25 protein-coding genes and 2 pseudogenes are annotated in these 25,093 nt (G+C 62.4%); 6 read left to right on the top strand and 21 right to left on the bottom strand.

The window, feature by feature from the left end:
• The first annotated feature begins 52 nt into the window (after nt 1-52).
• Nucleotides 53-1,054 (top strand): DUF2125 domain-containing protein, encoded by a 1,002-nt coding sequence (locus tag AC2FNS_RS15930; protein ID WP_496711276.1) that lies wholly within the window; start codon nt 53-55, stop codon nt 1,052-1,054.
• Here the strand turns inward: AC2FNS_RS15930 and AC2FNS_RS15925 are convergent.
• The 4 genes from AC2FNS_RS15925 to AC2FNS_RS15910 all read right to left on the bottom strand — a co-directional run bounded on the left by AC2FNS_RS15925 (nt 1,051) and on the right by AC2FNS_RS15910 (nt 5,387).
• A complete protein-coding gene (locus AC2FNS_RS15925; RefSeq protein ID WP_496711277.1) occupies nt 1,051-1,908 on the bottom strand; it encodes an extensin-like domain-containing protein in 858 nt (285 codons plus the stop codon). The genes AC2FNS_RS15930 and AC2FNS_RS15925 overlap by 4 nt on opposite strands.
• On the bottom strand, nt 1,905-2,825 hold the full coding sequence (locus tag AC2FNS_RS15920; protein ID WP_496711279.1) for a prephenate/arogenate dehydrogenase family protein: 921 nt from the start codon (nt 2,823-2,825) through the stop codon (nt 1,905-1,907). Before AC2FNS_RS15920 ends, AC2FNS_RS15925 begins: the two co-directional genes overlap by 4 nt.
• Nucleotides 2,822-3,907, bottom strand: a complete 1,086-nt coding sequence (gene hisC / locus AC2FNS_RS15915) for a histidinol-phosphate transaminase (RefSeq protein WP_496678645.1) — start codon at nt 3,905-3,907, stop codon at nt 2,822-2,824. Before hisC ends, AC2FNS_RS15920 begins: the two co-directional genes overlap by 4 nt.
• A gap of 64 nt (nt 3,908-3,971) precedes the next feature.
• The gene (locus tag AC2FNS_RS15910) at nt 3,972-5,387 is read right to left on the bottom strand and encodes an aminotransferase class V-fold PLP-dependent enzyme (protein ID WP_496803910.1); all 1,416 of its coding nucleotides are present in this window, start codon (nt 5,385-5,387) and stop codon (nt 3,972-3,974) included.
• A gap of 103 nt (nt 5,388-5,490) precedes the next feature.
• On the opposite strand from AC2FNS_RS15910, the gene AC2FNS_RS15905 reads away from it, so the two are divergent.
• Complete coding sequence (locus tag AC2FNS_RS15905) at nt 5,491-5,952, top strand: Lrp/AsnC family transcriptional regulator (protein ID WP_496711281.1); 462 nt, start codon at nt 5,491-5,493, stop codon at nt 5,950-5,952.
• Between the two features lie 55 nt (nt 5,953-6,007).
• Here the strand turns inward: AC2FNS_RS15905 and AC2FNS_RS15900 are convergent, their stop codons facing one another.
• The 4 genes from AC2FNS_RS15900 to AC2FNS_RS15885 all read right to left on the bottom strand — a co-directional run bounded on the left by AC2FNS_RS15900 (nt 6,008) and on the right by AC2FNS_RS15885 (nt 7,922).
• Nucleotides 6,008-6,250, bottom strand: coding sequence for a hypothetical protein (locus tag AC2FNS_RS15900; RefSeq protein WP_496711282.1), 243 nt, complete (start codon nt 6,248-6,250; stop codon nt 6,008-6,010).
• Nucleotides 6,247-6,498, bottom strand: coding sequence for a YqhA family protein (locus tag AC2FNS_RS15895; RefSeq protein ID WP_496711283.1), 252 nt, complete (start codon nt 6,496-6,498; stop codon nt 6,247-6,249). Before AC2FNS_RS15895 ends, AC2FNS_RS15900 begins: the two co-directional genes overlap by 4 nt.
• Before the next feature lie 99 nt (nt 6,499-6,597).
• Nucleotides 6,598-7,218, bottom strand: a complete 621-nt coding sequence (rpsD, locus tag AC2FNS_RS15890) for a 30S ribosomal protein S4 (protein ID WP_005981478.1) — start codon at nt 7,216-7,218, stop codon at nt 6,598-6,600.
• Between the two features lie 227 nt (nt 7,219-7,445).
• Nucleotides 7,446-7,922 carry a hypothetical protein gene (locus tag AC2FNS_RS15885; RefSeq protein WP_496797482.1) on the bottom strand — a complete coding sequence of 159 codons (477 nt, stop codon included), beginning with the start codon at nt 7,920-7,922 and terminating at the stop codon, nt 7,446-7,448.
• 408 nt (nt 7,923-8,330) lie between these two features.
• Between AC2FNS_RS15885 and AC2FNS_RS15880 the strand changes: the two genes are divergently transcribed.
• Nucleotides 8,331-8,462 (top strand): hypothetical protein, encoded by a 132-nt coding sequence (locus AC2FNS_RS15880; RefSeq protein ID WP_496711286.1) that lies wholly within the window; start codon nt 8,331-8,333, stop codon nt 8,460-8,462.
• A 155-nt stretch (nt 8,463-8,617) separates the two neighbouring features.
• On the opposite strand, the gene AC2FNS_RS15875 is transcribed toward AC2FNS_RS15880, so the two are convergent.
• From AC2FNS_RS15875 to AC2FNS_RS15825, 11 genes and pseudogenes are all read right to left on the bottom strand, one after another.
• Nucleotides 8,618-8,767: a hypothetical protein gene (locus AC2FNS_RS15875; RefSeq protein ID WP_496727593.1), complete on the bottom strand. Its 150-nt coding sequence runs from the start codon at nt 8,765-8,767 to the stop codon at nt 8,618-8,620.
• A gap of 202 nt (nt 8,768-8,969) precedes the next feature.
• Nucleotides 8,970-9,227, bottom strand: a complete 258-nt coding sequence (locus AC2FNS_RS15870) for a hypothetical protein (RefSeq protein WP_496727594.1) — start codon at nt 9,225-9,227, stop codon at nt 8,970-8,972.
• Nucleotides 9,228-9,239: 12 nt separating this feature from the next.
• A complete protein-coding gene (locus AC2FNS_RS15865) occupies nt 9,240-9,521 on the bottom strand; it encodes a NapC/NirT family cytochrome c (RefSeq protein ID WP_496727595.1) in 282 nt (93 codons plus the stop codon).
• On the bottom strand, nt 9,518-9,937 hold the full coding sequence (locus AC2FNS_RS15860) for a NapC/NirT family cytochrome c (RefSeq protein ID WP_496711293.1): 420 nt from the start codon (nt 9,935-9,937) through the stop codon (nt 9,518-9,520). The genes AC2FNS_RS15865 and AC2FNS_RS15860 overlap by 4 nt, the downstream gene beginning before the upstream one ends.
• A gap of 30 nt (nt 9,938-9,967) precedes the next feature.
• A pseudogene (locus AC2FNS_RS15855) lies at nt 9,968-10,378 on the bottom strand (nitrate reductase cytochrome c-type subunit).
• Between the two features lie 39 nt (nt 10,379-10,417).
• Complete coding sequence (gene napH / locus AC2FNS_RS15850; RefSeq protein WP_496711294.1) at nt 10,418-11,053, bottom strand: quinol dehydrogenase ferredoxin subunit NapH; 636 nt, start codon at nt 11,051-11,053, stop codon at nt 10,418-10,420.
• A 20-nt stretch (nt 11,054-11,073) separates the two neighbouring features.
• Nucleotides 11,074-11,322 carry a hypothetical protein gene (locus tag AC2FNS_RS15845; protein WP_496803909.1) on the bottom strand — a complete coding sequence of 83 codons (249 nt, stop codon included), beginning with the start codon at nt 11,320-11,322 and terminating at the stop codon, nt 11,074-11,076.
• Nucleotides 11,319-11,738: a 4Fe-4S dicluster domain-containing protein gene (locus tag AC2FNS_RS15840; RefSeq protein ID WP_496711296.1), complete on the bottom strand. Its 420-nt coding sequence runs from the start codon at nt 11,736-11,738 to the stop codon at nt 11,319-11,321. The genes AC2FNS_RS15845 and AC2FNS_RS15840 overlap by 4 nt, the downstream gene beginning before the upstream one ends.
• A gap of 27 nt (nt 11,739-11,765) precedes the next feature.
• Nucleotides 11,766-13,999 (bottom strand): annotated as a pseudogene (locus tag AC2FNS_RS15835) (molybdopterin-dependent oxidoreductase).
• Nucleotides 13,996-14,283 (bottom strand): chaperone NapD, encoded by a 288-nt coding sequence (locus AC2FNS_RS15830; protein ID WP_496711297.1) that lies wholly within the window; start codon nt 14,281-14,283, stop codon nt 13,996-13,998. The pseudogene AC2FNS_RS15835 and the gene AC2FNS_RS15830 overlap by 4 nt, the downstream one beginning before the upstream one ends.
• On the bottom strand, nt 14,280-14,495 hold the full coding sequence (locus AC2FNS_RS15825) for a 4Fe-4S binding protein (RefSeq protein WP_496683424.1): 216 nt from the start codon (nt 14,493-14,495) through the stop codon (nt 14,280-14,282). Before AC2FNS_RS15825 ends, AC2FNS_RS15830 begins: the two co-directional genes overlap by 4 nt.
• 593 nt (nt 14,496-15,088) lie before the next feature.
• Between AC2FNS_RS15825 and AC2FNS_RS15820 the strand changes: the two genes are divergently transcribed.
• Complete coding sequence (locus tag AC2FNS_RS15820; RefSeq protein WP_496711298.1) at nt 15,089-18,376, top strand: adenylate/guanylate cyclase domain-containing protein; 3,288 nt, start codon at nt 15,089-15,091, stop codon at nt 18,374-18,376.
• Between the two features lie 27 nt (nt 18,377-18,403).
• Nucleotides 18,404-19,576, top strand: coding sequence for a hypothetical protein (locus tag AC2FNS_RS15815; RefSeq protein ID WP_496687194.1), 1,173 nt, complete (start codon nt 18,404-18,406; stop codon nt 19,574-19,576).
• On the opposite strand, the gene AC2FNS_RS15810 is transcribed toward AC2FNS_RS15815, so the two are convergent.
• Nucleotides 19,573-23,232, bottom strand: a complete 3,660-nt coding sequence (locus AC2FNS_RS15810) for a flavoprotein (RefSeq protein WP_496797801.1) — start codon at nt 23,230-23,232, stop codon at nt 19,573-19,575. The genes AC2FNS_RS15815 and AC2FNS_RS15810 overlap by 4 nt on opposite strands.
• A gap of 311 nt (nt 23,233-23,543) precedes the next feature.
• Between AC2FNS_RS15810 and speB the strand changes: the two genes are divergently transcribed.
• Nucleotides 23,544-24,509, top strand: a complete 966-nt coding sequence (speB, locus tag AC2FNS_RS15805) for an agmatinase (RefSeq protein WP_496711300.1) — start codon at nt 23,544-23,546, stop codon at nt 24,507-24,509.
• Between the two features lie 17 nt (nt 24,510-24,526).
• On the opposite strand, the gene AC2FNS_RS15800 is transcribed toward speB, so the two are convergent.
• The gene (locus tag AC2FNS_RS15800) at nt 24,527-25,066 is read right to left on the bottom strand and encodes a ZrgA family zinc uptake protein (RefSeq protein WP_496711301.1); all 540 of its coding nucleotides are present in this window, start codon (nt 25,064-25,066) and stop codon (nt 24,527-24,529) included.
• Between the last annotated feature and the right edge of the window lie 27 nt (nt 25,067-25,093).

The raw sequence follows: 25,093 nt of genomic DNA, 5'->3' as shown, positions 1-25,093 counted from the left end.
CCGTTTGGGCCTATAAACATCAATTCCGAGGCAGGAAAAAGGGCCATTCCCCATGCGCCGACTGATACGAGTTCTGATTTTTCTTGCGGTCGTCTGGAGCGCGTATTGGGCCATCGCCGGGTACGGGTTGCGCAGCGCGATCACCGGATGGTTCGACCATCAGCAGGCCCGGGGCTGGCTGGCGGATTTCGCACAGGTCCATACCTCGGGCTATCCACTGCATCACCGCACCCGGTTGGACAGCCCGGCGCTGGCGGATCCGGCGACAGGCACGGCCTGGAGCGCCGACTGGATCGAGTTTCAAAGCCCCGCCATCTGGCCCGGGCGGCAAGTGTTGCGGTTTGCCGACACGCCGCAGAGGCTGTCGTATTTCGACCAGACGGCGACCATTCAGGCCCGGGACCTACAGGCCGAACTTCACCTGCGACCGGGCGTGGCGTTGGAGTTGGAACGGATGGCCCTGTCAGCGGGTCCGTGGTCGGTCATGCGCGATGGAACCGAGTCCGCGGCCGCCGGATCGCTGCATCTGATGATGGAGCAGGTCGAGACACCTGAGAGCTATGCCGTCAAGATCAACTCGGATGCGTTCTCGCCCGGGGACGATCTGCGCGCACTCATGCGCTCGGCCACGTCCCTGCCGCAGGCGTTCGAGACGCTGAAGCTGGACATGAACGTAACCTTCGACAAAACCTGGGACCGTTCCGCGCTGGAGCAACGCCGTCCGCAACCCCGCCTGATCGACCTGCACCTTGCCGAGGTGCAATGGGGCGAACTGCGGCTGCTGGCAACCGGCGCGTTGGAGGTTGATGAACAGGGTATCCCAGTCGGCGAAATGGCGATCAAGGCCGAGAACTGGCGCGACATGATCGCCATGGCCAATGCTGCGGGTGCCCTGCCCGATCAAGCCGTTGATCCGGTCACGCGGGCACTGAACCTGCTGGCCGGACTGGGGGGTAATCCAAATGCGCTGGATCTGCAGCTGAATTTCCGCGACGGGTTCGTGGCGCTCGGCCCGTTGCCGTTGGGGCCTGCTCCGCGCCTGATCCTGCGTTAGCGGCAGTAGGGGCCGCGGCGGTAACGGGCGGTATCCAGATGGAAATGATCCCGGTGATAACGGTCGGAATTCGGCCCCAGAACCGTTCCGAACGGCCCGCACGCTCCGCGCCAGATCTTGGTCAGCTGCTTCTTCGAGGGGTTCTTGCGCCACCCGTCCAGAACTGTCACCACCTCGCCATCGGCCATTTTGAACCCCGAGATATCAATGGCCCGACCCTTGCCATGTTCCGAGATCCTGGCGCCTTTCCGGTTGTTCCGGGTGCGGCAAGCGTAGTGTGCGGCAACCTGCAGTTCGACCACTGGACCGCGCCGTTTGAACGTCGGTTTGACGGTCTTGTCGACCCATTTGTTCAACGCGATGGCCGTGCCGCAATCCATCTTCGACGGCCGGCTGAGCGCCACGCCCGACACGGACGTGATTTGGACCGCTTCCTTGATCCCGCAGGCCTGGATCTTGCCGGGTACGGTGCCGACCGGCTTGCCCTGTATGGCAATGTCGCCGCACACCGATCCCTTTTGCAGTTTGCGTTTCCTGAAAAGGATTTCCTGTTCCAGCGTTTCGGGTCGCAGATAAGGTTTCAAGGACGAATCCGGCGCGAGGAACGGCAGTGCAGCCGGGCGCGCGGCAACAGCCAGAAACTGAGCGGAAACGGGCCGCAACACGGGTCGCGTCCTTTCTGAAACGGTGATCGGGGTTGCGGTCCCTGCCGGGACATAGGCCGCCGTGACCAGGTTCGTGTCGGGCACAGGCCGTGCAATCGGAACCAAGGAAGAATCGGGCGCCGCGGCGCTGGCAGCCTGGGCCAGAACCGCCGCCACCATCGACAAGATCGTTCCCCGAGCCGCCCTCATGACTTGGCCTTTACCCGTCCGAAATCGGGGGCGTCGGTGTCCTGACCCGCGTCGATGATGCCGCGCCGGATCGCCCTGGTGCGGGTGAAATAGTCGAACAGCTGCTGACCATCGCCCGTGCGAATCGCGCGCTGGAGGGCAAACAGCTCTTCGGTAAAGCGACCGAGGATTTCCAACGTCGCGTCCTTGTTGGTCAGGAACACGTCGCGCCACATGGTCGGGTCCGAGGCCGCGATCCGGGTGAAATCACGGAAACCGGCGGCAGAGTACTTGATGACCTCGGAGTCGGTGACGCGCCGCAGGTCGTCGGCCACACCCACCATCGTATAGGCGATCAGGTGCGGCGCGTGGCTGGTGACGGCCAGAACCAGATCGTGGTGATCAGCATCCATCTCGTCGACATTGGACCCCATCCCTTCCCACAAGGCGCGCAGGCGGGCGATGGCGCCGGTGTCAGACCCTTCGACCGGAACCAGCAGGCACCAGCGGTTGTCGAACAGCTCGGCAAAGCCGGATTCGGGGCCGGAATGCTCGGTCCCGGCCAGCGGGTGGGCGGGGACGAAATGCACGCCTTCGGGGATATGCGGACCGACATCCTGAATAACGTGCCGCTTGACCGAGCCGACATCCGACACGGTCGCGCCGGGCTTTAGCACCGGCGCGATGTCCTTGGCGACGGCGCCCATCGCCCCGACCGGAACACACAGGACAACCAGATCGGCGCCCTCGACCGCCTCTTGCGCGGTGTCGCAGACCCGGTCGCAAAGCCCGATGCGCCGCGCAGTGTCGCGGGTGGCCTCGGACCGGGCATAGCCTGTCACCTCGCCCGCCAGCCCAGCGCGCTTGATCGCCCAGTACATCGAAGAGGCGATCAGGCCCAACCCGATCAGCGCCACGCGATCATAGATCTGGCTCATGCGGCGCCCCCTTTGAACGCGGTGATGGCCGCAACCACGCGGCGACAGGCCTTTTCGTCGCCCACGGTGATCCGCAGTGCGTTGGGCAACTTGTAGCCCGCAACCCGGCGCACGATCAAACCTTTCGATTGCAGATAGGCGTCGCAGGCCTCAGCCTCGGCCTGATCCACGAACCGCGCGAGGATGAAATTGGTGCAGGACGGATCAGACGGAACGCCGATCTTGGCCAGTTCGGCCGACAGCCATTCGCGCAAGCGCGCGTTCTCTGCCCGACAGAACTCGACATATTCCACATCGGCCACGGCGGCCTCCGCTGCTGCGATGGCCGTCAGCGACAGGTTGAAGGGCTGGCGAACGCGGTTCAGCACGTCGATGATTTCGCGTTGCGCATAGCCCCAGCCGACCCGCATGCCGCCCAGCCCGTAAATCTTCGAGAAGGTGCGGGTCATGATTACGTTCTCGAACCGGTCCACCAGACCGGCGCCGCCGTCAAAGCCCGGTACGAATTCCGCGTAGGCGCCATCCAGGACCATCAGGCAGGTCTGCGGCAGGCCCTCGGCCAGGCGCGTCAGTTCGGCGTCCGAGATCATGGTAGAGGTCGGATTGCCCGGGTTGGTCACGAAAACGATCCGGGTGCGGTCGGTCACCGCGGCGAGGATCGCATCGACATCGACCTTGCGGTCGCGCTCGGGCACCTCGACCGGGGTCGCGCCGGCCATACGGGCGATGATCGGGTACATCGAGAATCCATGCTCGGTATGGATCACCTCGTCCCCCGGCCCGGCATAGGCTTGGGCCACGAATTGCAGCACTTCGTCACTGCCCACGCCACAAATGATCCGGTCGGGGTCCAGCCCGTGCCGCTCGCCGATCGCGGCGCGCAGGTTGTAGTGATCGGTCACCGGATAGCGATGCAGCATCGTGGCGCTGTCGCGCACGGCTTCGATCGCCTTGGGGCTGGGGCCAAAGGGGTTTTCGTTGGAACTCAGCTTGATGACGTTTTCCACGCCCTCGACATGCGACTGGCCGCCCTGATACAGCGCGATGTCCATGATGCCGGGTTGTGGGGTGATCTTGTTCATGAGGGGCTCCGTTCGTTGCGCCCCTCATACAGGTCTCAAGGCCTTGGGAAAAGCGGCAATTCCGTCACGCCGCCTTGAAGCGGGCGGTTGCCGGATCGGCGGCGTAGAACGGGGCGTATTCCTGCGTGCGGCGCGACAGGTCATTGACGCTGTCGATGATGAACTTAACCGTGTCCTCGGTCATCATGTACGAGAAGTTCAGCCGCACCCAACCCGGTTTCTTCATCTCTTCCCCGGCCGACAACGCCGCATGCAGCGCCTCCGAGGCCGCCTTGTCGATACCCAGCAGCCGATGCGCATAGGGGCCGGCGCAGGCACACCCGCCGCGCGCCTGAATCCCGTAGATGTCGCTGAGCATCCGGGTGAATAGCTGTTGGTGCACCGGTTGCCCGGTGTTGTCGCGCACCAGGAAGGAAAAGATCGGCAGGCGGTGCGGGTGATCCACACCCAACAGTGTCAGGTTCGGGTTGTCACGCCATCCCTCCAGCGCCATGCGGTTGTACAGCGCCTCGCGCCGGGCGATCTCGTCGGTGCCCACGGAATCCTTGACGATGAAGGCCAGGGCTGCGCGGATGTCGCCGATCACGTTCGGGGTTCCCGCCTCCTCGCGGGTGGCCAGATCGGAGCTGTAGTCGTGGCGCCAGGGCGAAACGAAGCTGACCGTGCCCCCGCCCGGCCAGCTGGGACAGGTGCGGCGCACGGCGCTCTGGGTCACGATCAGAACACCCGAAGCCCCCGGCCCTCCCGGAAACTTGTGCGGAGAACCGACGATGGCATCCTTGCGCGCTTCGTCCGGCCCCATATCCATCGGCAGATAGGGCCCACCCCCGGCGTAATCCCAGACCGCGCGCGCCCCGTGCCGTTTCAGCAGCCGCGTCACCGGATCGGGGTCGGTGATCACGCCCGTAACGTTCGACGCCGCCGAAAATGACCCGATCACCAGATCCGAATCCGAATGCTCGATCAGCGTCTGTTCCAGCACCGCCATGTCCGGCCCGCCCTCGGGGCCTTCGGGGATCTCGATGACCTGCGCCTTGCTCTCGCGCCAGGGCAGGATGTTCGAATGGTGCTCGTACGGGCCGATCAAGACAACCGGCCGGTCAGCCTCTTGCACTCCCATCAAACTGACCAGCCGGTTGAGCCCCGCAGTGGCACCGGACCCGGTGAAGATCACCGCGTCATCTCCCCTCGCGCCAACGATGCGGGCTATTTCCGCGCGCGCCTCGCGGCGCAGTCGCGTCATGTAGGAACCGCAATAGGAGGCCTCAGTGTGGCTGTTCGCATAGAACGGCAACACCTGCTGGGCCACAAAATCCTCGACCTGCCGTAATGCGCGGCCCGAGGCAACGTAATCCGCGTACACAAGCGGCACGTCCCCATGCAGACCCGGGATCAGAACGTTCTCTCCGATCAGCCCGTCGCGCAGGGTCGACTTGCGAGTGGCGGCTTGGATTTCTGCACGAAAATGGGACAGGGTCATGTCATTGGCTCCATACTGCGCCTCTGAATATGATCGGGTTTTCGCGAGAAAACTTCACCTTTCTTTGCTTGAATTACCGCGATTATGGGTCATATGATCCATTATGTTCGGAAAAATAGATCAAATTGACACACGCCTTCTTCGCGAACTGCAAAAGGACGCGACTCTGTCCCAGCGGGAACTGGCCGAGCGTGTCGGCCTGTCTCAAAACGCGTGCTGGCGACGCCTCAAGGCGCTGAACGACGCGGGTGTGCTCACGGGCTCAACAGCCCGGATCGCGCGCGAAAAACTGGGGTTGAACCTGGTGGTGTTCGTGATGCTGCGCACGCGTCACCACTCGGCTGAGTGGCTGAAGGCCTTTCGCAGCCATGTCCTCACCATTCCCGAGGTTGTGGATTTCCACCGGATCGGCGGCGACTATGACTATCAGCTCAAGGTCGTCACGCAGGATATGGCGAGTTATGACAAGGTTTATCAGCGCCTGATCGAGAAGGTCGAGTTGGACAGCGTGACCTCGTATTTCGCGATGGAGGCCATTGCCGAAGGACGACCGCTGCCTCTGTAAACTCTGCGTGGCCGAGGCCGGGCCGACATACGGCCCCGCCGGCCCGCGCGGGGTGTCAGTGATCCGACGCCCGGCCGTTCTTGATTGTGCCGTGATTGGCCGGGACGGCCCGCTCCTTCAGCCAATCCATACCCCCCAGCAGAAGGCCCGAAGCGACCAGAACCGCATGAATCGCAGAAAACCACCGGATCTGCTTGGCATCAACAGGCGCATCCTTTTCCTTGCTGATCTCCATCAGCAGCTTCAGAAGATGGATCGCCGAAATTTCCACGATCGAGCCCAGAAGTTTGATCTTCAAGCTCGGAAAAATCGATCTTGTCCAACCAGGCCGACCAGACACGGGTCGATCAACGTCAGAGTCGTCAGGATCGCGGTTTCAGCGCTCATCTCCATGGCCTGCGGCAGATAGTGGGCAAGCTCGCGCAGGAACACGACCATCAAAAGACCGATGGTTAGGCCCAGGCCTAGATAGAGCGGCGCCATGAACCAACGCAGCGCACAGATAGTTCGTTCGAGGATATGCTCGATGCTGAGTTTGGCGGGCACGGGACCCCCTTTCCTTGACAGGAAGCGCGCACGGACTTGACAACGAAAAGGGCCGCACGCCTTGCAGCGTACGGCCCCAAATTCGCGAATGCCGCCGTCTTAGTTCTTGGCGTAGAATTCGACGACCAGGTTGGGTTCCATCATGACCGGGTACGGCACGTCGCCCAGCGACGGGGTGCGCACGAAGGTCGCGGTCATCTTCGAGTGGTCGACATCCAGGTAATCCGGCACGTCACGCTCGGCCAGGGCAACCGCTTCCAGAACGACGGCCAGCTGCTTGGACTTGTCGCGGACCTCGATCACGTCGCCTTCCTTGACGCGGTAGCTGGGGATGTTCACCCGCTTGCCGTTCACCTTGACATGGCCGTGGTTCACGAATTGACGTGCGGCGAACACGGTCGGCACGAACTTGGCGCGATAGACCACGGCGTCCAGACGGCGCTCGAGCAGGCCGATCAGGTTTTCACCGGTATCGCCCTTCACACGCTCGGCTTCGGCGTAGATGCGGCGGAACTGCTTTTCGGTCAGGTCGCCGTAGTAGCCTTTCAGCTTCTGCTTGGCGCGCAGTTGCAGGCCAAAGTCCGACAGCTTGCCCTTGCGGCGCTGGCCGTGCTGGCCGGGGCCGTATTCGCGGCGGTTGACCGGGGATTTCGGACGACCCCAGATGTTTTCGCCCATCCGGCGGTCGATTTTGTACTTGGCAGACGTGCGTTTGGTCACGGCTGATCTCCTTCGTTAGGTCGAGGCCCAGCGGGCCACTATGAAGGGCGTTGTCCTCTTGAGGTCTCCCCCATGACAGGCATCCCCTTGCGGGGGCCACCAACACCAATGGAGCCGCGCTTATATCTGCCGAACCTGCAGAGTCAACACGCATGCGTAACAATTCCGCCAAAAGGGTGAACGGCCGGTCTCGGCGGACCAAGGAAATCCGCGCCGAAAACTGCAACCTATTTCGCGCAAGCCCGCCCCCGGCCCTTTGCCGCATTCGGCGGGAAAGCAAGCACGTTCGCTTGGGTCGCGCCGTGCGCATCGGTCCGGGTGACCGCGTTCACCGCGCTGACCCAGAATTCCTGACCACGGGCGGGGCATCCGTTTTCGAAGAACAACACCGGCTCTTTGGCGCCATCGACAAGCGCCAATTCCGCCTCGAAACTCTGAGCGCCATTTGTCAGCACAACCCTGGCAATCGGCGCGTACGGTTCAAACCCGGACAGCTGCGAAGCCGACCGTGACTGCGCCGCCCTGCTTGCTGATGCCACCGCTTGCGCGGACATCACGTGCCCGACATCGCGCAGATAGGTGACCCGGCCCATCAAAGACCAGGCGGACCCGACGGTCAAATCGGCCAAGGGCGCCGCTTCTAAACCGTCGATTTCCGTCTGCGACCAAAAAACCGCTGCGCGATTGTCATACTTGGCGTTCATCTGCCTGCCCAAACCTTTTAACGTATCACCCCTTACGCGGGCACACCTATCAAGGAAGAATCGGGCGGAAAAGAGACGGAAATGCAGCTATCACGAAAATGTTGCACCTCTGTCAAATCAAGATGATAATTCCCGCTGCGAAAAACGGATTTTCAGCCCGGGGCGTGCTGCTGCTTGCCCGATGTCTCAACATGGGACTGTCGCGTAGTCATAAATTCCACCGACACGGCGACGCACCCCTCGGACAGCAGAAAGAAAGACCCATGGTCACCAAGGCCGAGCTTGAAAAGCAGGTCGCAGATTTGAAACGCCAGCTCGAAGAAAGCTCGGAACAACAGCCCCCCGGCCTCGTTAGAGTCCGACGCGAAGGCCGCGAAAAGCGACCTCTCCGAGAAGCTGCCGGAAACGTTGGACGAATGGTCCAGCGAGCTTGATGACGTCCTGACCGAACTGGATTCGCTGCCCCACAAGAAGGCGATCCTGTTCGCCCTCGGGGTCTGTGCCCTGCGCTACATGATAGACCGTGCGCTAGGAGGGTGACAGATGAGCCGCATTTCACGAAACGCGTCCATCATTCTGCGAACCGAACGCCTGATAGCCCAGCGCAACCTGACGGTTCTGGCGAAAAGTACGGGCTTTTTCGCAGCCGCGGGGCTGGCGGCGGCGCTGGCCGTCGTGATGCTGAACATCGCGGGCTATCTTGCCCTGACGACCACCATGTCGAAACCGGTGGCCGCTCTGGTCGCTGGGGTGGTCAATCTTGGTGTGGCGCTGGTTTTTCCGGTCGTTGCCAATTCGATCAGCGCCGAAACCGACACCGCGCCGGTGGCCAAGCTGCGCAACATGGCGATCGCGGATATCGAGGCCGAATTTCAGGACACGCCGGCCGAAGCCCGCGATACGGTGCAGGGCCTCAAGGCCGTTTTGCGCGACCCGCTTGGCACCATGACCCCGGGGCTGGCCCGACTGCTTGCCATGCGATTATCCGGCACCTCAAGAAGCGCTAGGACTGAGACTTGGTCGCCGCCCCCGCGCGCGCCCCGAACCTCAGACCGTGGCGCCCTTGATCCGGATGGCGCTGCCCACGGTGCCTGCCAGCAAACCGACCAGAACTCCGATCGACAACTCCAGCGTTTCGACATTGCTGAACTGCCAATTGGCAAAGGCCAGGGTTTCCAGCAAACCCACGGCCGCACCCAGAACCGCACCCAGCCACAGCTTGCGCGTCATCATGCCCAGTGCAAGGCCCAGAATGCCGGGCAGGCTCAGGATGTTGCCGCCGATCGTCCCCAAAATCTCAAGCATGTCGTACCACTCCTAGTCGGATGTGCTGTTCAGGAATGACCGGATCTCGGCCGCGCCGGTACTTTGCACCACCTCGGTGCCAGTCACCGGCTCCAGCGATGCGACCACTTTCTGATACTCTTCCAGATAGCCCGGCGGCAGGCTGTGCGCGATGCCCTGGTGGCAGTCGATGCAGGTCATGTTCTCGTCGATCGCACGCTGGTGCTCGTTGGCGGCGCGCGTTTCCTGAATGGTGAAGTCCATGTATTCGAAATTGTGACAGTTGCGGCATTCGCGGCTGTCCGAAGTCTTCATCTTTTTTTCAAGACAGCCGAGGCCATCTGCAGGCGGTGATCCTCGTATTTCTCGGGCGTGCTGATTGTGCCGACCAGCTCGTGATAGACGTCTTTGACCGTTATGATCTTGGCTTCGATCTTGAAGCTCCATTCTTTCGGCACGTGGCAATCTGAACAGATGGCCCGTACGCCGGAGTGGTAGTTGTAGTGGATCGTTTCCCGGTATTCGCCAAGGTTGGTTTCCATCGTGTGGCACGAGACGCAGAATTCTTCGGTATTCGTCATCTCAAGCGTCCAGTGGAAACCACCCCAGAACAGGATGCCGGCCAGAAAGCCCGCCAAGACCAGAAAGCCTGCGCTGAACGCAGTGGCCGCTGTCCAGATCCACGCCCAGATGCGGCCAATCAAGCCGCGCTTTTCAGGTGAGTCTGCCATTTCGGGTGCTCCTTTCAGTCCGAAGCTGGATCAGTTTCCGGCCGAGGGCTGGAACAGGTTGTCGACCAGGGCTGGCACATCCGCCTGCGGCACGTGGCACTGGTTGCAGAAATACCGAGTGCCCGCGATCTGATCGAGCTCATTGCCTTCGCGATCCAGATAGTGGGTCATCGACAGGGTCGGCGCGTTGCGCTCACCGGCCTTGGTCCAGTCGTGGCAAGACAGGCCTTGATTGGTGCGGATGTCGATCTGCTACTGGACGATCTTGTGCGGGATCAACGCCGGCTGCTGGCGATAGTTGCGCTGCATGCGGCCCTCGACGTTGCGGTGGACCTCGTCCAGGATGACGGGCTCCTTCACATCCGCACCGCGCAAGCTCGACACCTGGGCGGATTGCGCAAAGGCAAGCCCACCCACAAGAAGCACCGGGATCAGGGCCATTGCGCCTGTCGCTATCGATTTTCTCATCTTGGCACTCCCTTACACAGGTCTGGCGGCACGCGCCTGAGGCGCGGCGGCCGGATCGGGTGGCGCGACGTCGGCGTCATTGAACCGGTGGGTAAGTTTGAAGACATCGACCGAGCACACATTGATGCAGCGGCCGCATGTTGTGCAATCGGGCGACAGGATCAGCGGGCTGGATCCCGGCTTGCCCTTCAGCGCGGGCGAGATCCCCTGGTTTTCCGGGCAGACCGCATAACAATCCATGCAGTCATCACAGGCGGCGCGATTGGTGGCGCTGACCCGCAGCAGGCTTTTGGCGCCGATCAGGCCGTAGAAGGCGCCGACCGGGCAGATGTGGCCGCACCAGCCTTGCCGGGCCACAAACAGGTCAAAATCAAAAATCGCCACGACCATCGCCCAGAAAAAACCCATGCCAAAGACCAGCCCGCGGTGCAGCATTGTGATGGGGTTCACCAGTTCCCATGCGATTACGCCGGTCAGGGCCGACACGATCAGAACCCTCACCAGTATCAACAGCCGGGTGCTGCGTTTGGGCTGCCAGCCCTTGGGCAGGTCCAGCCGACGGTGCAGCCAATGCGGGGCGTCCGTAACAGGTTTGATCGGGCACACCCAGGAACAACAGACCCGCCCGCCAATCAGCGCATAGGTCACCAGAACGATCAGCCCGCGGATCAGCGCCAGTGGCCAGCCATCAGCTCCTGCAGCAGGATGAACGGATCGGTCAGCGGCAGCAGGTCCAGCGTCAGCGATCCGGCCAGCGTGCCCTTGACGATCCAGATGCCGAACCACGGCCCCAGCAGTAACAGCACCAGAAAGAAAACCTGACTGAAGCGCCGCAGCAGCAGGAACCCATGCGCGCCGACCCATCCTTTGACCTCGCGGGTCTCGTGCCCGACGGGCATATGCGCGCGCGCCGTCATTGGCCTGCCCCTGGAAGGTTGTAACCCGGTTCGTACCCGCCCGGTGCGGCAAGGTTGTCCAGCGCCCCGGTCGGGCAGGCCGCGACACAGGGGATGTCTTCGCACATCTCGCAGGGCGCATCGCGAGCGATGAAGTACGGCGTGCCGGTCGCCACCGCATCGACACCCAACTCGGCCAGCTTCAGCGTTTCATAGGGACAGTCGCGGACGCACAACCCGCAGCGGATGCAGGCGTCCAGAAAGCCATCTTCGGGCAACGCCCCCGGCGGCCGCAGGGCCTCGGCCGGCAGGGCGCGGGCGTCGCGGGCCAGAAAGGCCAGCAACGACCCGGCGACCAAACAGCCACCCGCCGCGCGCGCCGAATCCTGCAGGAACCGGCGCCGTTGCGGCGAAAGAGGTTTGCCGACCAAAGACATCACACCCGACCTTTGCGACCCCTGCCCTTACGCCCGCTCAACGTTGCAGGCGCATTTCTTGAAGTACGTCTCTTTCGACAGCGGACAGGTCGCATCCAGTGTCAGCTTGTTGGTCAGCTGGCCCTCGCCGAACCACGGCATGAACACGAGGCCACGCGGCACTTTGTTGCGCCCGCGGGTCTCGACCCGGCTGATCACCTCGCCGCGGCGGGTGGACAGCACGATCTCCTGCCCGCGGCGCACGCCGCGTTCCTTGGCGTCCTCAGGGTGCATGAACACCACGGCGGCGGGGAAGGCGCGGTGCAACTCGGGCACGCGGCGGGTCATCGACCCGAAATGCCAGTGCTCCAGCACCCGGCCGGTGCACAGCCACAGATCGTATTCCTCGTCCGGCTCCTCGGCCGCCGGCTTGTAGCGCGCAAAGATGATCTTGGCCTTGCCGTCCTTGTGGCCATAGAATTTCACCTCGGCGCCTTCGGGCACATACGGGTCATAGCCTTCGCGGAAGCGAAAGAGCGTCTCTTTCCCGTCCACGACCGGCCAGCGCAGCCCGCGCGCCTGATGATAGGTTTCGAACGGTGCAAGGTCATGCGCTTTGCCGCGGCCAAAGCTGGGATATTCCTCGAACAGGCCCTTCTGGACTTAGAAACCGAAATGCTCGGATTCGTCGTTGTGGACCCCTTCAGCGGTCTCCGACACCGGATATTTGTCGACCTTGCCGTTGGCGAACAGCACCTCGAACAGGGTCTTGCCGCGATGCTCGGGCATCTTGGCAAGCAGTTCTTCGTCCCAGACCTCCTCGACGGTGAAGCGTTTCGAGAACTCCATCTGCTGCCACAGGTCCGACTTGGCATCGCCCGGGGGCCTTGACCTGCTTACGCCAGAACTGGGTGCGGCGTTCGGCGTTGCCATAGGCGCCCTCCTTCTCGACCCACATGGCGGTGGGCAGGATCAGGTCGGCCGAAACCGCGGTGACGGTCGGGTACGGGTCCGACACGACGATGAAGTTGTCGGGGTTGCGATAGCCGGGATAGCCCTCTTCGTTCATGTTGGGCGCGGCCTGCATGTTGTTGTTGCACGGCACCCAATAGACGTTCAGGTCGCCATCCTTCAGTTTGCGGTGCTGCAGAACCGCGTGGAAACCCAGCTTGGCCGGGATGGTGCCTGCGGGGATGTTCCAATTGGTCTCGGCGATCTTGCGGTTCGGATCGGCATATTCCTTGGCCAGTCGCTCGAGCTGGCTCGCCGGCACGCCCGACAGCTCGGACACGTATTCCAGCGTGTAATCCGCGACCGAGGCAGAATATTCCTCGAACGAGATCGGCTCCAGCTTGCCCGAGTCCGGATGCGCCGCGGCCTGTTGCAGCGGGTGGGTCTCGCGCAGGCCGTAGCCGATGTCGGTGGCGGTCTTGGTGATGTTGACGTGGTTCTTGACGAAGTCCTCGTTCACCGCGCCGGTCTGGATGATGAAGTTGGCGATGTAGTTCAGGATCGCCGGGTCGGTCTGCGGCTTGAAGATGATGCCGTTGTCGGCCAGCTCGAACGAGCGGTGCTCGAAGGTGGACAGCACATGCACCTGCGCGCCGGCTTGGTCAGGCGCGTATCAGTCAGGCGCGACCACCGAATCGGGTGCATCTCGGCCATGTTCGAGGTCGTCATAGCAGCCTATGGGTTCGTCGATGCCGAAGGGCGCATGAAGCCCACCACGGCCGAGGCCATGCAGTGCCGCGCGTTCGGGTCGATGTTGTTCGATCGGAACCAGGCCTTCATCAGCTTGGCCGCGGCATAGCCCTCCCACACGGTCCACTGCCCTGAGCCGAACATGCCCACGCTGGTCGGACTTTTCTTGACCAGCGCCTCTTTCCACTTCTGGGCCATCACGTCGAAGCCTTCGTCCCAGCTGACGGGCTAGAACTCGCCGTTCTTGTCGTAGACGCCGTTCGACTTGCGCAGCAGTGGGTGGTCAGACGGTCCTTGCCGTACATGATCTTGGACAGGAAATAGCCCTTGATGCAGTTCAGCCCCCGGTTCACCGGCGCGTCAGGGTCGCCCTGGGTGGCGACCACGCGGCCATCCTTGTTGCCCACCAGAACCGAGCAGCCCGTACCGCAGAACCGGCACGGTGCCTTGTCCCAGCGGATGTCAGCATTGGCGACTTGGGCCGCAGCCTGGCCCGTTGCCAGCGGGATACCGGCCGCGGAAGCTGTCGCGGCGGCGGCAGTTGCTTTCAGAAACGTGCGGCGAGATTCGGTAATGGTCATGACGAGGGCCGCCGGCTGGAATCTTGGCTGGGAGTTTCAGGACGCGGGCGGGTCTCCGCGAGATCTTCGAAATGGTGATAGGTCAGGGACACGACCCCGGGGATCTGGTGCAGGTCCATGATCGTCTCCGAGGCTAGGCGTTCGGGCGTATCCTCGACGATCACCACGAACCGGCCATCCTCGGCCTCGGCATGGATTTCGACCCCGTCGAACCCGGCAATTGCCGACCGGGCCGAGGCGGTGTAGGTCGGCGCGAGATGAACCAGGCATCCGCAGATATTCATTCGGCGGCCTCCAGATGTTGTGCCCGCTGCAACGTGATCGCGCCCGCAGGACATGCGGTGGCGCAGGCTCCGCAGCCGATGCAGGCGTCTTCGTTCAGGACGGGGTCGGCCAATCCGCCGGTCTTCAAACGAAACCCGATGGCGCCCTGGTCGCAACAGTCCTGACAGATCCGGCAGCTGACCGCGTTCATAGACAGGCTGGTAGCGGCCACCTGCGCGCTCCACGGCCATAAGCAAACCGGGCCAGGTCCAGCGCCTTGGTCTTGCACACATTGGTGCAGTCGCCGCAGAAGGTACAGCCCGCATCCTGCGGCTGGAAAACCGGCAGGCGCGGGCGTTCAGCACCAGACCCTTCTCGGGGCAAGCCGCGACACAGTCGCCGCAACTCGTTCAGAGATCGGGGAAATTGTCGCGGTCCGCTCCCGGCGGCCACATTGCTCCGTCGTCTTCGCAAGACAGGCGCACCGTCAGGAACACCCGCCTGCTTGCGACTGCAGACATTTGCCGCCCACCAGTTTGTTCAACATGCGTGGTACTCCGTTCGTGCTGCGTGCATAGTCTGCGCGAGTCAATGTCGACTTAATCTGGATCAAGTCGCAGCCGGTATTGCCCTGACGAATCGACAGACCTGCACTCAGGTTTTTGCAAGGCTGAGAGCTTGGAATCTGCCTGTAGGTATGGCTCGGTCTCGGGAAGGGCGCCCCAGTAAATGCATAGACATCATACGCCTTTGGCACGAAAAATGCAGACTCGGCCCTGTGTTCTGGTCTAGGCTGCGCTTGGGTGGATGCTTCTGAGGGCCCCGATGTCTGGCGACCTGAAGGAATGGCTGAGCGCGCTTGGGTTGTCGGACTACACCCAGGCGTTCACGGACAACAAGATCGATCTGGCGATCCTTCCCGAATTGACGGGAGAGGACCTGCGCGAGATCGGCGTCACCGCCGTGGGCGACCGCCGGCGGCTGCTGCGCGCCATCGCCGAACTGGATGAACCCGAAACCGTTACCCCCTACCAGCCTGCGACCGCGCCGGAACCGGCGAGACGGCAGGTCACCGTTCTGTTCGCCGACCTGACCGGGTTCACGAAACTGTCCAGCGAGCGCGACGCCGAGGACATCCACGCCCTTTTGAACGCATTCTTCGGCAAGGTCGATCGCGCGGTCGAAAAGTACGGTGGCCGGATCGACAAGCATATCGGCGACGCCGTGATGGCCGTGTTCGGAGCACCGATCTCGCATACCAACGACACCGAACGGGCCGCACGCGCCGCGCTGGAGATCCACGCCGCCTTGCCCACGCTGGACCCGCCGCTGTCGTGCCATATCGGCATCGCCTCGGGGCAGGTCATCGCCAGCAACACCGGCAGCGCGGCCCATACCGAATACACGGTGACGGGCGACGGCGTGAACCTGGCCTCGCGCCTGACCGATATCTCGGCCCCGGGCGAGACACTGGTGTCGCACGACATCCAGAGGGCCCTGGGGCCGCTGTTCGTCGGCGAGGCGATCGGCACGAAGGCCATCAAGGGCCTGAACAAGGATGTCGAAGTCTGGCGCCTGGATCGCCTGACCCGGAACATCCGCGCGCGCCGGCACAAGTTCATCGGACGCGCCCGCGAGCTGTCGCTGTTCTCGGCCACATTCGACCGCTGCAAGCAACACGGCAAGGGCGAGGTGCATATCGTTCTGGGCGAACCCGGCATCGGCAAGACCCACTTTTCCGAACAGGTGGCGGACCTGGCCGAAAGCCTGTCCTACGCCGTGCATTCCGGCGTGGTGATGGATTTCGGGACCCGCGAAGGGCATTCCGCCATCCAGTCCATCGCCCGAAGCCTGATGGGACTGGACCCATCGGACGCCCGCGGTGCAGGAGCCGACGCCGTCCGGCAAGCCATCGACCGGGGCTGGGTCAGCCCGGCCGGTTCGGCCCATCTGAGCGCCCTGCTCGACCTCGAACAAGAGCCCGGCCTGGCCGAGGTGTATGCTGCGATGGACAACGCCGCGCGCATGCGCGGCCGGCGTCAGGTAATCGAAGATCTGCTGAGGGCCCGCAGCCGCGAGACCCCCCTGCTGATCCAGGTCGAGGACATCCACTGGGCCTCGCCCGAGATCCTGACCCAATGCTGCCAGATCGCTGCGGCAACGCGGGATCTGCCCTGTGTCCTTCAGATGACAAGTCGGGTGGAAGGCGATCCGATTGATCGCGATTGGGAAATGGCCACCGACGGCGCGCTGATCTCAAAACTGGAATTGTCCCCGATGGGTGACGCGCAGGCCCGCATGCTGGTCGAGGAATTCACTGCCATCGACCCCGCGCTTCTGGAAACCTGCGTTCAGCGTGCGGGCGGCAACCCCCTGTTTCTTGAACAATTGCTGCGCAACATCGATGCCCTGACCCGCGAAACCGTTCCGGGCAGCATCCAGGGTATCGTGCAATCGCGGCTGGACGGGCTGGACCGGAGCAGCCGGGCGGCGATCCAGTCGGCCTCGGTTCTGGGGCAACGGTTCTCGCCCGAGGTTCTGAGCTTTCTGCTGGGCGAAGATCAACTGGACATCTCGACCCTGACCCGCACCGCGCTGATCCGCGAAACCGGGTCCGATCTGATGTTCGCTCACGCCCTGATCCGCGACGGCTCGTACGCGACGCTGGTCAAATCCGAACGCGCCCGGCTGCATGAACAGGCCGCCCGGTGGTACGAAGGCAAAGACGCCACCTTGCGGGCAAGGCATCTGGACCGGGCCGGCGCCCCGAATGCGGCCCTGGCCTATCTGGAGGCGGCAGAAAACCTGATCCAGTCGTTCCAGTTCGACGATGCCAATCCCCTGATCGAGCGCGCCCTCGAATTGCCTGCCTCGCCGGACGTTCGGCTGGACCTGTACTGCGCACGCGCCGAAATCCACCGGCTTCAGGGGCTGTCCGACGACGCCCTGCGGGAATTCAGCGAAGCGGCGGCGCTGGCCGACAGCGACGAACAGATCTGCCGGGTCCATATCGGCCTGGCCCAGGCCGCCCGTCAGGCTAGCCGGTATCAGGATGCGCTGAACAGCCTGGACATTGCCGAAGACGCCGCCAGACGCAGCGGTCTGGAACGGGATCTGGCGCAGATCAACTATGTGCGGGGCAACATCTATTTCCCGCTCGGCCGGGTTCAGGACGCCATGGACAGCAACGAAATCGCCCTGAAGCTGGCCCGCAAGCTGGGATCGGCGCGGCTGGAGGTCGGTGCGCTCAGCGGCTTTGGCGACGCCAATTTCATGAACGCGACCATGCAGACGGCTGCCACATTTTACACGCAGGCGGTCGAGCGGGCACGCGAACACGGTCTGGTGCGCGATCTGGCAGCCAACCTGCACAATCTGAGCGTTGCCCGCAGCTACTCCGGAGACGTCGCCCAGGGCCGCGCCGACGCGCAGGAAGCCATCGAGATCAGCCAGAAATACTTTGCCTTCGTCCCCGAATGCGTGGCCCAGACCTGTCTGGGTGTGGCCTGCACTTTTCAGGGAGACCTCGACGGCGCGCGTGACGCATTCGCCCAATCTGCCGCGATCGCCCAGCGCGTTGGGGCCAAACGGCTTGAGGCGCAGGCGCTGGAGCATCTTGCCCGGACTCAGGCCTATATCGGAGAGGTCAGCGCGGCGCGCGAAACGGGGGGACAGGCCGTTGACATCGCGTTGGAACACGGACGCAACTTCGTCGGCCCCAAAGCCCTTTCGGCACTGGCGCTGGCGCTGGATGATCCCGATCGGCAAGACGATCTGCTGGCGCAGGGCGCCGCCATCATCGCCGAGGGTTGCGTGGGCCACAGCCACCTGCATTTCTATTCCGACGCCAGCGCGGTGATGCTGGCGCGGCACGAGTGGGACCGCGCGGTTGCCTTCGCCGACGATCTTGCGGCCTTTACCGCCTCGGAACCCCTGCCGATGGTCGATCTGTCCATCCGCCAGACCCGTATCCTGGCCGAGGCCGGACGCGCCGGGATGGACCCCCGCACCCATGCGGAATTCGACGCGCTGCAATCCGGGTTCGCACAGATGGGCATATCGCGGTCGTTGACTGGCAGCCTGGATTTCCTGGCGCCGGAACCCGCGGAGTGACAGATACATCAGACCGAAAGGGCCCGGATGACGATCGAAAAAAAGGTTTGGCTGTTGTCGGGCATCCTGTCCGCCGTCTTGATGCTGGTTCTGTTCAAGCTCTGGGTCGCGTTGAACCGGTTTGACAACGATCCAACGCAATTGCCGGATGTGGCCGCCGTCGATACCTTTCTGGCCGGGCTGGACAACGCGCCGGACCTGCGGGTCAAGACCGGCATCTTCATCAAGAGCTTCAGCTTCGAAGGCGCCAGCGACGTGCGGGTCTCGGGCTATGTCTGGCAGCACTATCTGGATGGCGAACACGATGCGATCCGGCCGGACCGGGACGAGGTGGGCTTTCTCCTGCCCGAAGCGGTCGATGTCGCGAATGGCGTGATCCAAGAGGCCTACCGAATGAAAAGGGACGGCAGTACGCTGATCGGGTGGTATTTCGAACAGACCCTGCGCCAGTCTTTCGACTACACCAGCTATCCGTTCGATCACAAAACCGTCTGGGTCCGGTTCTGGCCGGGGCGCTTCGACGTCAACGTGGCATTGGTACCGGATTTCACCGCCTACCCCGCCACGGGACCGCAGGACATCTTTGGCATCGACAACCGCATCGTCATGGGGACGTGGGAGCGTGAGAACACCTATTTCGACTACAAATTGTCCGATCTGGATACGACGCTGGGCATCGGCGAGAACGAGTTTCAGACCAATCTTCCGGAACTGCACTATAATTTCGTCATCAAACGCAATTTCGCCAACGCTTTCGTGGTGCACATGATTCCGCTGATCGTGGTGACGATGCTGCTGTTCGGCGCGGTGATGACCGTTACGCGCAAGCCCAGCCTGGTCGAGCGGCACGATTTCAGCACATCGGGCGTGATCGGAACCTGCTCGGTCCTGTTCTTCGTGATCCTGCTGGCCCATGTGCAACTGCGCGAAGGCTTTGCCGGGTCGCCGGTCATCTACATGGAATCGTTCTTTTTCCTGATGTATTTCATGCTGCTGGCTGTCTCGGTGAACACATATCTGTTCGCCTCGGAATCCGCGCCGTCGCTGTGGGTCATCCACTACAGGGACAATCTGATCCCAAAGGCCGCCTTCTGGCCCTTCGTCCTGATCTGCATGATCGCGATCACCGGCTGGAACCTCAGCGTGAAGGCGCGACCGGCCACCGGCGCGCCCCCGGCAGTGGCGCACCAGAGCGGTTAGGTCACCGCCTCGTACCCCGGCTTCAGTGTGCCCGTCGCCATGTCGATCGTATACTCGTCCACCAACTCGGACGCGCCGCGCTCCAGATCGGCCAGGTATTTTTCCGGATTGGCGATGACATAGACATAGGCGGGCTTTTTCACGCCATCCATCAGAACGTTGATCCGCTTGCGGACATAGACGTTTTCGGCCGCGCCCGGCCCGTGAAAGCCCTCGAGCTTGTCCAACTCCTTCAACCCGCCCGAGGTGACCCGATAGACCTCGCCCTTGATCGGACGCCCGGTGCCCTTGCGGTCGACCAGCGTGGCCATGCGGTGCAGATAGGCACAGTTCGGGTTGTCACAGAACGGCTCCTTGGGAACGATCAGGGGCATCGGCTGCCGGGTGATCGCAGGCCCGACCAGATCATCCAGCACATCCGCATGCGCGTCGTGGTTCGGAAATCCTTTCTTGAGCGATCCGTAGGTGAAGTACAGATAGGTCTTCTCGCGGTCTTCGATCAGGTCGTCTTCGTCTTCCACTTCTTCCGGCTCTGACAGACCATGGGTGTTGGCCCAGTTTTCCAACATTGCGCGGATCTCGTCCGACACCCTGATGCCCCTGGAACGCACCGGATCCTGCAGGAAATGGATCAGCGGGCTTGCATCGATGCTATCCGCCGCCAGCAGGGTTGCGACCATCTCGGCCGAGTTGTTCATCGCCGCCACATGCAGGCTGGTAAAGCCGTGATCGTTGGTTGCGTTCACGTTGATACCGCGGGCGATCAGAGCCTTGGCGGCCTCGATGTCCGGCTTGCCCAGGTCCTGCCCGTTCTCGGTCAGTTCGCCCTCGCCGCCGGCTGCATAGTGCAGCAGCGTGTCGCCATTGTTGTCGTCCACGATGTCGATGCCGGCAATCCCGTCGTCGATGGCCTTGAGCACGGGTTCCCACCGCTTGAAATCATCCGAAGCCGCGGCCTCCTGCGCCCATTTGCAGATGTTGTGTTCGTGGTTTTCCAGCTCTTCGAACGCTTCTTCCAACACCTCCATGATCTGGTCGGGCGTGGCCATCATTCCGATGCCCATCATCCCGTTCGAAAGGCGCCCTTTGCGGGGACCGACAAGATCGATCCCCAGATCGCGCAGCTTTTCGACGTTTTTCTGGGTGGTGACGTTGTTCCACATGTTGGTATTACAGGCCGGGCAGAGGATCGCCGGCTTGTTGCGGTACTGCCAGGCCACAAAAACCGAGGTCAGCAAGTTGTCTGCAATGCCGTTGGCGATTTTACCCATCGTGTTGCAGGTGACCGGCGCGACGATCACGCAATCGGCCCAGTCGCACAAAGCCAGATGCGAGGCGCGCAACGGCATGGCAAACTCGGTATAGCGGAAATTCCACTCGTCATCGTCACGGTAGTAATCGTTGTGGGTGATGTAGTCCTCGACCTTCTGGGTCTTGGACTTTTTGCGGTTCCGCTTTGCTTTCCGGGCCTCGGCGTCCTTGTCGGATCCGATGTCGCGAAAGAATTTCTCGGCGGCGACCGAGGGGATCAGTTTCACGTTGTGGCCCGCCTTGGTGATCCGGGCGACAAGTTCCGGCACCTTGTCGGCCGCGGACGAGCCGCAGGCGCACAACAGAACGTTCCGCCGCCCGTTCGGCGGCGCGGTCAACCCGCCCTTGGGGTAGCCGAAGATGTTCTTGTCGAGGCTCGGCGACTCTTGGCGCAGCAAGACCGGCAGACCAGCCTTCTTCATCTCTTCCTGCAGGCTGCCGTCCAAGATCATGTCGACGATGTCGCTGCGCTTGCCCAGACATTTCCCCTTGAAGAAAAGATAAGGCACCTTTTCCTTGCCACTTTCCGCCACCAGTTGCCGGCGCATTTTCATGGCATTGGCCCCGTGCCCAGCGACATCGACAAGCCTAACGGAGGTCGCGCCGATATTGGCCAGGATGTTCTTCAACATATGCGACCACGGGTCCTCGTCCTCGTAAAACAGAACCAGCGGGTTCTCTCGGACAATCCGCGCCACGTCGCTGGGGTCTTCCGGGGGCTGGGTCTCCTCGATCACCAGCATGGCCGGACTCTTCAGGTCGCGCAGCCCGCGAAAGATATGCCCCCGCGGCGCCTGCCAGACCTGCGACGTGGCCGGGCTCATGTCGACGACGGTGACAAGGTCGGCCTTTTCGTCATAGGCGATGCACAGGCACCAGAACTCTTCCAGCAGCGCCGTCTCGCGGAACACGTTTTCAGGCGGCCGGATCACCTCGAACCCCAACACGCGGTTGAAGTCGATGTTGATCATCAGGTGGCGCCCCTCATGTTCGTTCAGACTGCGCAGCTGATCCCGGAACCAGTCTTGCGGCGATCTTTTGTCCTTGCCGGGTCGCTCCGCATAGCTGCGGAACGTGCTGCCGATATGCACCTCGGAAGTGCCGGCCAGATACCGTTGGGCCATCTCGCTCATCTTCTTGGCGGTCGATACCCGGCTCAGCGCCTCGGTGTACGAGGTCTGGGTCGCGATCAGCAGCTTGTCTTCGGTGACCTGGACATCGCCAAGAATCTGCAGGCTTTCGGCCAGAACGCCTAGACTGTTCATGTTCGGGCTGGCCCGCCGGAACAGGTTGCGGCGTTTCTTGGGGTCTCGGGCCAGATACCGGGTGCTGTCCACGTAGTTGCAGTCCTGACGGAAGGTCTGCAACGTGGTCTTGACCGCCTCGCGCGCGGAAAACCGCAACAGACCGCGCGCCCGCATCGACGTGCCGTCTCGGTCGGACATGGCTGCGTACAAGCGGTCGATCGTGGTGACCCACAGCTTGCCGTATTTTTCGGGATGCACGTCCATCATGTGCACCAGACCGGTGCTGGGGTTGCACTTGGCGATCACCGCGAAATGGCCGCCGGGCATGGTGGGCTTGCCATGCGCGACCCCAACCTGAAAATTCGCCACCAGAATGTCGTTGTCCCCGCCCAGGCGATTGGATTCGTCAATCGCCTCAAGCAGCAGCGGCACTGAGGTCGTGGCCTCGTCCATGAAATAGGCCTGGACCTGCACCAGGTCGCGCAGACCCTGCGAATGGATATAGGTGCAGGCCACGTCGAACAGTTCACCCAGCGAGATGCCGTCATTGACGACAAAGCTGGTGGGTAGTTCGCAGACACGGAAAATGTCGTTCACCTCGCAACTGAAGCCCAGCGCGGACATGCTCAGCGCGGCCGCGGTCACGCTGCAGCAGTTGATCGGCTGCTGGAAATTCTGCAGGTGCACACTGACCAGATCGCCGAACAGGGTCGCGAAACACTCGGCGCGGATCTCGGACGGAATTTCATGCCACTTGCCGCGCGAGAGATAGGCGATCCGCGTCCCCGGCAGCGCGACGGCCTGCAAGCTGACAGGGAGATCCGGGATTTCAAGATGTTCCTCATAGAAATAGTCACCATCATCGGCCGTCGCCAGGTCGACCCCGCCCTGCCGCAGCTTCACGATCCCGTCCAGCACGACATACATTCCGTCCGGCGCAAGGACCGCATCCTCGGTCACCTCGAACAATTCAAAACGGCTCTGCAACTGGTCGGGGTTATTCTTGGCCAATTCGCTGGGCAGAACGGCAAAGATCTTGCCCCAGTCTTCCGCAGTGGCGTTGATCGGCTTAGAATTTGAAATCGCTTCCGTGGTCATGGCCGTTCCCTTCCCCAAACAAATGGCGCAGTCTCTTGTGTCGGGTTTTCACGTTCCAGAAATCGGAAACGGCGGATCTGCCCAATCGTAAGGCCCAGACCCGCGGACCGGCAAATGAAAGTGCCACCTTCAAATTACGCACAGGCTAAATGAGCCATATCGCGCTAGATTAATGCATAATGGCAGCAAAATCACTGATATTTGTTCCTTATATGTCTGCTCAGGATCCGCCCGCGACAGGCGTGTTGATTGCGCCAACGTTGCTGTTAGCCTCGTGATCGCCGCCAGCGCACGCAACAAACGGAGCCAAGATGTCAGATCACGGATACGAGACCGGTCGCCTGAACCTGCCTTTCGTGGGCATTCCGACCTTTGCGAAGAAACCCTATGTGCAGGATTGGGACCGGATCGACGCGGATGTAGCCATTCTGGGCGCTCCTTTCGACTTTGGATGCCAGTACCGCAGTGGCGCCCGTTTCGGCCCGAGGGCGGTGCGCGAGGCCTCGACCCTGTTCAGCTTTGGCCATGCAGGCGCCTATGACCACGAAGACGACGCCACCTATCTGGGCAGCGACGTGCGCATCGTCGATCTGGGCGATGCCGACATCATCCACACGCGAACCGAAGCCAGCCATGCCAACATCGAACACGGGGTGCGCAAGATACTGAAGGCAGACGCGCTGCCGGTCGTGATCGGCGGCGATCATTCGGTCAACATTCCCTGCATCAACGCCTTTGCCGATGATTGCGCCCGCAACGGACCGATCCATGTGATCCAGATCGACGCCCATCTGGACTTTGTGGACGAGCGGCACGGCGTGACGGCCGGACACGGCAACCCGATGCGGCGCGCGATCGAGAAGCCCTATGTCTCGGGCATGACGCAACTGGGCATTCGCAACGTCTCGTCCACCGCTCGGGACGGATACGAAGACGCACGCGCCCGCGGGTCCGACATCCTGTCGGTCCGGCAAGTGCGCAAGTTGGGAACACCAGCAGTTCTCGACCGCATTCCCGCCGGGGCACGGTATTATGTGACGATCGACATCGACGCCTTCTGCCCCTCGATCGCGCCAGGCACCGGAACGCCCAGCCATGGCGGATTTCTGTACTATGATGTGCTGGAACTGCTTCAGGGGCTGGCCCGCCACGGCGATGTCGTCGGCATCGACCTGGTCGAGGTTGCTCCGGCCTATGACCCAACGGAAAGCACCCAGATTCTGGCCGCGCAAATTCTGCTGAACTTTTTAGGCTTCATCTTTCACGAAAGGACCTAGAACCCGAATGGCTGGAGTCAGGTCAACCCGGACAGATCGGCTGCCGGGCTCTGGCGCGTCAGGTCGAACCGTCGCGTGCCGGTTTCGGACCGGACGAGCACAACCAGACGGCGGGCCTTGGGGAATCGGTCGAAATAGGCGGTGCGCAGGGCGCTGATCGCGCTGATGTCGCGGCAACGGATCAGATACTCGGCCTCGAACTCGGGCGCCTTGCGGCCCTCGCCGCCGGGCGTTTCGACAAGCGCCACATTGGCGGAAACTGTGACGCAGTCCGCCTCGGGCGCCACGACAAAAAGTTTTAGCGGCAGCGAGAGTTCCGAGACCGCCGCCGCCACCTGGGCCCGCTGGGCATTGTCGCCCGCGGGCAGGTCGAAGCCGACGATATCCAGACCGGGCACCGAGAGAGACAGTGTAAGGTCCATGGCGTGGATGCCGATCTTAAGCGTTGCGGGACCCGTCTCGCTTTTGGCCTCCTGCGCCCGGGATGCGGTGGACAGAACCAGCAAAGAAACCACCAGATACTTGAACACGACCGGCACCACCCACCCCGAAATCACCGTGTCATTCTACCCGGCCCGGACCGT

This window comes from Ruegeria sp. BHSA191 (assembly GCF_059613325.1).
Note: the sequence above shows the minus strand (reverse complement) of the source record. Positions and strands in the feature narration are given on the sequence as shown.